General features: G+C 64.2%; 8 protein-coding genes. 5 read left to right on the forward strand and 3 right to left on the reverse strand.

All coding sequences use genetic code 11. The features are described from left to right. The 3 genes from ACTHL0_RS00420 to ACTHL0_RS00430 all read left to right on the forward strand — a co-directional run. The coding region (locus tag ACTHL0_RS00420; RefSeq protein ID WP_440564574.1) for a phosphate acyltransferase at positions 1-990 on the forward strand (990 nt) is incomplete at its 5' end. A 368-nt stretch (positions 991-1,358) separates the two neighbouring features. Further along, entirely contained in the window at positions 1,359-1,811 is a 453-nt protein-coding gene (locus ACTHL0_RS00425; RefSeq protein ID WP_440564575.1) for a ribonuclease, read from the forward strand. A 15-nt stretch (positions 1,812-1,826) separates the two neighbouring features. Beyond that, a complete protein-coding gene (locus ACTHL0_RS00430; RefSeq protein ID WP_440564576.1) occupies positions 1,827-2,387 on the forward strand; it encodes a barstar family protein in 561 nt (186 codons plus the stop codon). Between the two features lie 65 nt (positions 2,388-2,452). Here the strand turns inward: ACTHL0_RS00430 and ACTHL0_RS00435 are convergent, their stop codons facing one another. Both ACTHL0_RS00435 and speE read right to left on the reverse strand, forming a co-directional pair. After that, positions 2,453-3,193, reverse strand: a complete 741-nt coding sequence (locus ACTHL0_RS00435; RefSeq protein ID WP_440564577.1) for a 16S rRNA (uracil(1498)-N(3))-methyltransferase — start codon at positions 3,191-3,193, stop codon at positions 2,453-2,455. Positions 3,194-3,268: 75 nt separating this feature from the next. After that, positions 3,269-4,129, reverse strand: coding sequence for a polyamine aminopropyltransferase (speE, locus tag ACTHL0_RS00440; RefSeq protein ID WP_440564579.1), 861 nt, complete (start codon positions 4,127-4,129; stop codon positions 3,269-3,271). 266 nt (positions 4,130-4,395) lie between these two features. On the opposite strand from speE, the gene tkt reads away from it, so the two are divergent. Together tkt and gap are read left to right on the forward strand one after the other, a co-directional pair. Next, on the forward strand, positions 4,396-6,417 hold the full coding sequence (gene tkt, locus ACTHL0_RS00445; RefSeq protein WP_440564580.1) for a transketolase: 2,022 nt from the start codon (positions 4,396-4,398) through the stop codon (positions 6,415-6,417). Between the two features lie 125 nt (positions 6,418-6,542). Then, entirely contained in the window at positions 6,543-7,553 is a 1,011-nt protein-coding gene (gene gap / locus ACTHL0_RS00450) for a type I glyceraldehyde-3-phosphate dehydrogenase (protein WP_440564581.1), read from the forward strand. A gap of 221 nt (positions 7,554-7,774) precedes the next feature. Here gap and fur read toward each other — a convergent pair whose 3' ends face one another. Then, entirely contained in the window at positions 7,775-8,203 is a 429-nt protein-coding gene (gene fur, locus ACTHL0_RS00455; RefSeq protein WP_440564582.1) for a ferric iron uptake transcriptional regulator, read from the reverse strand. Positions 8,204-8,433 lie beyond the last annotated feature (230 nt).

Raw genomic sequence — 8,433 nt, forward strand, 5'->3', positions numbered from 1 at the left:
ATCTTCCAGCAGGCGCGCAGCGTCGAGCCGGGCAAGAAGCGCATCGTGTTCGCCGAAGGCGAGGAAGAGCGCGTGCTGCGGGCGGTGCAGATTGTGGTCGACGAAAAACTCGCCACGCCGATCCTGATCGGCCGTCCGGCCGTCATCGAGCACCGCATCGAGCGCTACGGTTTGCGGCTCACGCCCGGTGTCGATTTCACGGTCGTCAACACCGAGCACGATGAGCGCTACCGCGAGTTCTGGCAGGAGTACTACCACCTGATGGCGCGCAAGGGCATCAGCCAGCAACTGGCGAAGGTCGAAATGCGCCGCCGCACGACGCTGATCGGCTCGATGCTCGTCAACAAGGGTGAAGCCGACGGCATGATCTGCGGCACGATCTCCACGCCGCACCGCCATCTGCATTTCATCAATCAGGTGATCGGCAAGCGCGAGGGCTGCACGGTGTTCGGCGCGATGAACGGCCTCGTGCTGCCGGGCCGCCAGATCTTCCTCGTCGATACCCACGTGAACGTCGATCCGACGCCGGCGGAACTGGCCGAGATCACGATCATGGCGGCCGAAGAAGTGCGCCGGTTCGGTATCGAGCCGAAGGTTGCGCTCGTCTCTCACTCGAATTTCGGCACCAGCAACGCGCCGTCCGCGCAAAAGATGCGCGATACGCTTGCGATCCTGAAAGAGCGCGCGCCCGATTTGCACGTGGATGGCGAAATGCATGGTGATGTCGCACTCGATCCGGCGCTGCGCCGCGAGGTGCTGCCGGAATCGACACTCGAGGGCGAGGCCAACCTGCTCGTGCTGCCGAATATCGATGCGGCCAATATCGCGTACAACCTGCTTAAGACGGCCGCGGGCAACAACATTGCGATCGGCCCGATCCTGCTTGGCGCCGCGAAGCCCGTGCACGTGCTGACCGAATCCGCTACCGTGCGCCGCATCGTCAACATGGCCGCGCTGCTCGTGGCCGACGTCAGCGCTGTCGGGCGCTGATCCCTCGCCCCCTCGCTGCCCAATAGAACCAAAAAAGGCGTGCCCATTGCGGGCACGCCAGGGGCGAAGAGAGAGGCTACCGCCCCAAATACGTGAAACGACGACACCCGACTGGGTGGAAGCGCAACGAGGAGGCAAAGACTCGCTGCATCGGTTGCCGTCGAGTCAGATCTTATCCCAATCAAGCTAAATTTTATCTTTCTGCGGATAAATAGGACCATCGGAAGGTCCGCAAAAAGGCCTCGAAACCTCGCTAAACCTTTCATTTTCCAGACAAAGATTGCGTCCGGGGGCTGTTAGCGATACCCTTACACTTTTCGTGGTTTCGTGGTCCTTCACTTTCTATCGAGCAGCGGGAATTTTGGCCGATGACACGCGCGGGAACACGCGAACGAGCGGGTAAGTGGCTTCGTCACGGTGCGCTCGCCGCCTTGGTGGCCGTAGCCGGGTGGACAGGTATTGGCCTGCACGGCGGGCCGATTGTTTCGTCCGTCGCACTGGCGCGGCAGGCGCCGGATGCGTCCACGGGCGTTTCCGGTACCGTCGCGCCGGCGCAGTTGCCGCCCGAGGCGGCCGCCACGTTGAAGCTGATCGAGGCCGGCGGCCCCTATCCGTATCCGAAGGACGGCGTCGTATTCGGCAACTTCGAGCGGTTGCTGCCGCAGCATCGGCGCGGTTACTACCATGAGTACACGGTCCCGACGCCGCGCGCGAGAAACCGCGGCGCGCGGCGCATCGTCTGCGGCGGCGCAGTGAAGAGAATCGATAACTGCTTCTATTCGGACGACCACTACAACAGTTTTAAACGCATTGTTGAATGACATTGGGATGAAGGCATGAGCGACAACGTCTACGCGCACGACACCGCAGCCGCGACGGATCTGTTCGCGGCCGGCGACGGCAATCTTTTTCAGCGCGTCATGCAAATGCGCATGGCCGAGCACGGCCAAAGCACGCAGGGCGACGCGGCATCCCGGCATTCACCGAGCGAGGAGCCTATGAGCCTTTTCGCGACCGTGCGACCGAACATCGTCCAGTCGATCCGGGCGTTTCGCGTGCAAGATCTCGCCGACGAGGCCCTGCGGCAAGAGCAGCACTTTCTCTTCGCTTATTGCGGCCAAGCCGCGTCGAAGCAGGAAGTGCTGGAGACCATCGCCACGTCGTTCCTGTTTCCGAAGCACTTCGGCAAGAACTACGATGCGCTCTACGATTGCCTGACCGATCTCGTGCACAAGGCCGGCGAGCAGCCCGGTTTCGTCATCGTCCTCGAAGGCTTGCCGATTGCGCAGAAGTTCGATAAGGAAGGCCGCGAGACGCTGCTCGACGTGTTCCGCGAGGCCGCCGAGTTCTGGGCCGAGCGTAAGGTGGCATTCCGCGTCTTCTATTCGTTTGCTTAAGTTTGCTTAAGTTTGCTTGATGGTGTGCAGGCGCGTTATGCGCCTCCACCTCCACCCCCACCTTTTCACCATCCCCCCCAGCGAGCGGCCAGCGCGGCCAGCACCGCCATTCCCGCGGTTTCCGTGCGCAGTACGCGCGGCCCCAGCGATAGCGGCGCGAATCCCTGTGCGGCTGCCGCTTCTTCTTCCTCGGGCGCGAGCCCGCCTTCCGGCCCGATCAGTAAGACGACACCCTCGTTCGGAGGTGTCTGGGGCAGGGACGCGAACGCGATCTTCGCGCGCGGCGAGAGCATGAGCCGCAGCGGGCCCGGGGCGTCGGCGGGCGGCAGCGCGTGGAGCCACTTCGACAGCTCGCATGCCGGATCGATTTCGGGCAGGCGATTGCGTCCGCACTGCTCGCAGGCCGCCCGAACGATACCCTGCCAGTGAGCATGGCGGCGGCTCGCTCGCTCGGCCGACAAACGCACGACGCCGCGCGTCGTGACGAGCGGCGCGATGCGCGAAACGCCGAGCTCCACGGCCTTTTCGACGAGCCAGTCCATTTTGTCGCCGCCGGCGATGCCTTGTGCGAGCGTGATCCGATAGGGCGGCTCAGCTTCGACCGCCTCGAACGCGCCGATCTGCGCGAGCGCACTGCGGCGGCCGACCTCCACCAGCCGCGCCTCGTGTTGTCCGCCTCGGCCGTTGAACAGCGTGAGTGAATCGCCGGCCGCGAGGCGCAGCACCTGGACGTGGCGGGCGACTTCGTCGGGCAGTGCGACGACATCGCCAGGCTCGAAGCCGGAGTCGACAAAAAAACGGGGCATAAAGCGGCGTGCGTGAATCGGTGAGCAGGAAGCATCGAGCAGCGTTCGGTGCCGGGATGCGCCCGGTGCGGGCGGCTAGCGCAAATGGGCGCGGACGCTGCGCGGGAGCGCGAACAGCGCCGGGTGCAGTGCGGCGTCATAGTAGCGCAAGGCGTCGATGCCGCGCGCCGCGAGGCGCGTTTCGATGTCGTGTTTGAACAGCGAAGCCGCGTCGAGCGTGTCGCTCGCCAGCGCCATCAGCCAAAGGGATCCGTACAGCGGGACGAAGGCCGACATGACGTCGACCATCGAGAAACTTTCACGCAACCCGCGCACGAGCGCCGCGGCACGTTCGAGATGAAACTGGGCGGAGCCCAGGTGCATCGATAGCATCGCGCAGGGCGCCAGGATCTTCTTCAGGCACGCGTAAAAGGCAGCGGTGTAGAGCTCGGCGGCGGGGGAATCGGGCGGTGTGAGGTCGAACACCACCAGATCGAACCGCTGCGTTGTCGCCGCGACGAAACGCGCGGCGTCGCCGATGACGACTTCAACGCGGCTGTCGTCGAGCGCCCCTTGATGCACCTCCGTCAAATGCTCGCGCGCCATACTGACGACGGCCGCGTCCAGTTCCGCCACCACGATCCGTTCGATGCTCGGGTGCGCGAGCAGCTGGCGGGCCGCGCCACCGTCGCCCCCGCCGAGCACGAGCGCTTTGCGCGGCGCCGGATGGGCCAGCGCCGCTGGATGCACCATGCATTCGTGATAGACGAATTCATCGCCGACGGCGGTCATCGGCCGCGCGTCGAGCGTGAAGAGCCGCCCGAGCTGAGGCGTGTCCCACACCTCGATGCGTTGATGCGGCGAATCGACCTGCGCGATGCGGCGTGCCCCGGGAAAGCCGTAAGCCGCATCGGGCGTGGGGTGAAAGAGCAGCGGCGGTTCGGTGCGGGAGAACACGGTCAGGACTTGCGGCTGCAGTTGAGGGAATGACCCAATTATAGGACTGCCCGAAGGCCTCTCATACGGGACGGCCCGCTTGCCCTTGCCGGGCGCGGTTCGGCAAGGCGGCGGGCGCCATCTGTTAGAATGGCACGCTTTGCAGCCTGTCCGCTTGCTCCCCCGCATCGCGCCGCGGCGGGCGCCCCGCCTGCGCCGGCGGCGGTCGAACACGAGCAGCGGTTCATCGCGCGCCACGGTTTCTCGACTCGTTCTCCGGACTCGACATGACGACCTCGTCTCCCGCTCCCACCGCTCTCATGGCGAACGCGATTCGCGCGCTCGCGATGGATGCCGTGCAACAAGCGAACTCAGGCCACCCGGGCATGCCGATGGGCATGGCCGAAATCGCCGTCGCTCTGTGGTCTCGCCACCTCAAGCACAACCCGCTCGACCCGCATTGGGCCGACCGCGACCGCTTCGTGCTGTCGAACGGCCATGGCTCGATGCTGCTGTATTCGCTGCTCCATCTGACCGGCTACGATCTGCCGCTCTCCGAGCTGAAAAACTTCCGCCAGCTGCACTCGAAAACGCCGGGCCACCCCGAATACGGCATCACGCCGGGCGTCGAGACCACCACGGGCCCGCTCGGCCAGGGTCTCGCGAACGCGGTCGGGATGGCGCTCGCCGAATCGCTGCTCGCGGCGGAATTCAACAAGGCTGACGCCAAGATCGTCGATCACCACACGTACGTGTTCCTCGGCGACGGTTGTCTGATGGAAGGCATCTCGCACGAAGCCTGTTCGTTCGCGGGCACGCTCAAGCTGAACAAGCTGATCGCGCTGTACGACGACAACGGCATTTCCATCGACGGCCACGTCGAATACTGGTTCGCCGACGATACCCCGAAGCGTTTCGAGGCATATGGGTGGAACGTCATTCGCGGCGTGGATGGGCACGACGTGCAAGCGATCGATGCCGCGATCGCCAGCGCGAAGCAGGCCGACAAGCCGACGCTGATCTGCTGCAAGACGGTGATCGGCAAGGGCGCGCCCACGAAGGCCGGTGGCCACGACGCGCACGGCGCGCCGCTCGGTGCGCAGGAAATCGCGGCTACGCGCGAGGCGATCGGCTGGAAGTGGGAGCCGTTCGTGATCCCGCAGGAAGTCTATGCGGCATGGGATGCGAAGGAAGCGGGCGCGCAACGCGAAGCGCAATGGAACGATGCGTTTGCTCAGTATCGTGCGAAGTACCCGCAGGAAGCGGCGGAGTTCGAGCGCCGCGCGAGCGGCAAGCTGCCGGCCGACTGGGCCGCCAAGGCGCAAGCGATCATCGCCGGCGCGAACGAGCGCGCCGAAACGGTGGCCACGCGTAAAGCCTCGCAGCAAGCGATCGAAGGTCTCGCGGCCGTGCTGCCGGAACTGCTGGGCGGCTCGGCCGACTTGACGGGTTCGAACCTCACGAACTGGAAGGCCAGCAAGCCGGTGCGTGCCGGTGAACATGGGATCGAGTGGGGCAACCACATCAACTACGGCGTGCGCGAATTCGGCATGAGCGCCGCGATCAACGGCATCGCGCTGCACGGCGGCTACAAGGCATTCGGCGGCACGTTCCTCACGTTCTCCGATTACAGCCGCAACGCGCTGCGCGTCGCCGCGCTGATGAAGTCGCCGTCGATCTTCGTGTTCACGCACGATTCGATCGGCCTCGGCGAAGACGGCCCGACGCACCAGTCCGTCGAGCACGTGGCCAGCCTGCGCATGATCCCCAACCTGCACGTCTGGCGTCCTGCCGATACGGTGGAGACGGCGGTGGCATGGACGCAGGCCGTTGAATACCAAGGCCCCTCGTGCCTGATCTTCAGCCGTCAGAATCTGCCGTTCTCGTCGCGCACCGACGCACAGATCGCGAATATCGCGAAGGGCGGTTATGTCCTGCGCGATTGGAATGACGACATCGTCGCGCGCAAGGTCATCCTGATCGCAACGGGTTCGGAGATCGAACTGGCGCTGGCCGCGGTCGAGCCGCTCGCGCAGCAAGGGATCGCGGCGCGCGTCGTCTCGATGCCGGCCACGACCGTCTTCGATCGCCAGGACGCCGAGTACCGTGAACGCGTGCTGCCCAAGGGCGTGCGCCGCGTCGCGATCGAAGCGGGGGTGACGGATTTCTGGCGCAAGTACGTCGGCCTGGAAGGCGGCGTCGTGGGTATCGATACGTTCGGCGAGTCGGCCCCGGCCGGCGTGCTGTTCAAACATTTCGGCTTTACCGTGGAGCACGTTGTCGCAGCGGCCAAGACGGCGCTCGAGTAACGATAGACTCACAGGAAGACGCAATACGGCTTCCCGGTGCATCGCGGGCGCGGCCCCGCCCCAGGATGCGCCGGGAGGCGTGAAGTACGACAGGTTTTTTCAGCCCCAATATCAGGAGAACCATCATGACGGTACGTGTTGCAATCAACGGGTATGGCCGGATCGGCCGCAACACCTTGCGTGCGTTCTACGAGAGCGGCAAGAAGCACGATCTGGAGATCGTCGCGATCAACGACCTCGGCGATGCGAAGACGAACGCCCACCTGACGAAGTACGACACGGCGCACGGCCCGTTCCCCGGTGAAGTGTCGGTCGAAGGCGAAAACATGATCGTCAACGGCGACAAGATCCGCGTGCTGGCGAACCGCAATCCGGCCGAGTTGCCGTGGGGCGAGCTCGGTGTCGACGTCGTGATGGAGTGCACGGGCTTTTTCACGTCGAAGGAAAAGGCGAGCGCGCACCTGGCCGGCGGCGCGAAGAAGGTGCTGATCTCGGCGCCGGGCGGCAAGGATGTCGACGCAACGATCGTCTACGGCGTGAACCACAACGAGCTGAAGGCCGCGCATACGGTCATTTCGAACGCCTCGTGCACGACGAACTGCCTCGCGCCGCTCGTCAAGCCGCTGAACGACAAGATCGGCCTCGAAACCGGGCTGATGACGACGATCCACGCGTACACGAACGATCAGGTGCTGACGGACGTCTACCACGAAGATCTGCGCCGCGCGCGCTCGGCCACGCACAGCCAGATCCCGACGAAGACGGGCGCGGCCGCGGCGATCGGCCTCGTGCTGCCGGAACTGGCCGGCAAGCTCGACGGCTACGCGATCCGCGTTCCGACGATCAACGTGTCGATCGTCGATCTGTCGTTCATCGCCAAGCGCGACACGACGGTCGAAGAAATCAACGCGATCATGAAGGAAGCCGCCGAGGGTGAACTGAAGGGCATCCTCGGCTACAACACGGCGCCGCTGGTTTCGATCGACTTCAACCACAATCCGGCATCGTCGACGTTCGACGCGACGCTCACGAAGGTGGCCGGCCGTCTCGTGAAGGTGTCGAGCTGGTACGACAACGAGTGGGGCTTCTCGAACCGCATGCTCGATACGGCAATCGCACTCGCGACGGCCAAGTAAGGCAAGGGGATCGGGCCCATCGCGCCTGTCTCACGCCGAGCGTGGACGGGTGCCGATGGGTTGCCGCCAGGCACCCGCCGCTGGCCGTTTTCATCCGCTGAGATTCGCTAGCCGCACAACGAAAGAGCCACCCTGGGGTGGCTCTTGTCGTATCGGCGTTTTGCGGGGGCGTTCGTGCAGCGTTGCGCCAAGCGGCGGGGCCGCGCGCCTACGCATCGGTGTCAATGCTTGCGATGCGGGCACGCTTCCTTCGTGCAGGCACCGTAAAGCGCAAGCGCATGCTCTTGCAGCTTGAAGCCGCGCTCCTCGGCGATCGTTTGCTGGCGCTTTTCGATTTCAGGGTCGAAGAACTCCTCGACGCGCCCGCAGTCGATACATACAAGGTGATCGTGGTGAGAGCCTTCGTTCAGCTCGAACACGGCCTTGCCCGATTCGAAATTGCTGCGCGAAAGCAGGCCCGCCTGCTCGAACTGGGTGAGCACGCGATAAACGGTGGCTAGACCGATGTCGAGTTCCTCGGTCAAAAGGTTCCGGTAGACGTCTTCCGCTGTCAGGTGCCGGACGGCGCTCCGCTGGAAAATTTCGAGGATTTTGAGGCGCGGTAGGGTCGCCTTCAGCCCGATGTTTTTGAGATCGGTGGGATTGGTCATGGCTAGGCATCCCTAGAGTACAATGCACGATTCGAATAGTAATGGGTTTTTGCTGTTCCGGTCATCTTCGGTGAAACTCGCGCGGTCCAATGAAAGGCAAAAGGGGCCCGCACGGTGGGTGAAATGAGTCCAAATTTTCTTATGAAGCGCGGGGGGAGTCACGTGCGCAAGCTGTTGATCGCTGCCTCGACGGTTGCGCTCGTTGCGGGATGTTCGACCTACGACAGCCT

The organism is Trinickia sp. (genome assembly GCF_051961175.1).
Lineage (GTDB): Bacteria > Pseudomonadota > Gammaproteobacteria > Burkholderiales > Burkholderiaceae > Trinickia.

What these genes read in the sequence shown, in the direction of transcription:
- ACTHL0_RS00425 (WP_440564575.1), top strand. Translation starts at nt 1,359, where the DNA reads ATGACACGCGCGGGAACACGCGAACGAGCGGGTAAGTGGCTTCGTCAC.
- ACTHL0_RS00430 (WP_440564576.1), top strand. Translation starts at nt 1,827, where the DNA reads ATGAGCGACAACGTCTACGCGCACGACACCGCAGCCGCGACGGATCTG.
- ACTHL0_RS00435 (WP_440564577.1), bottom strand. Translation starts at nt 3,193, where the DNA reads ATGCCCCGTTTTTTTGTCGACTCCGGCTTCGAGCCTGGCGATGTCGTC.
- tkt (WP_440564580.1), top strand. Translation starts at nt 4,396, where the DNA reads ATGACGACCTCGTCTCCCGCTCCCACCGCTCTCATGGCGAACGCGATT.
- gap (WP_440564581.1), top strand. Translation starts at nt 6,543, where the DNA reads ATGACGGTACGTGTTGCAATCAACGGGTATGGCCGGATCGGCCGCAAC.
- fur (WP_440564582.1), bottom strand. Translation starts at nt 8,203, where the DNA reads ATGACCAATCCCACCGATCTCAAAAACATCGGGCTGAAGGCGACCCTA.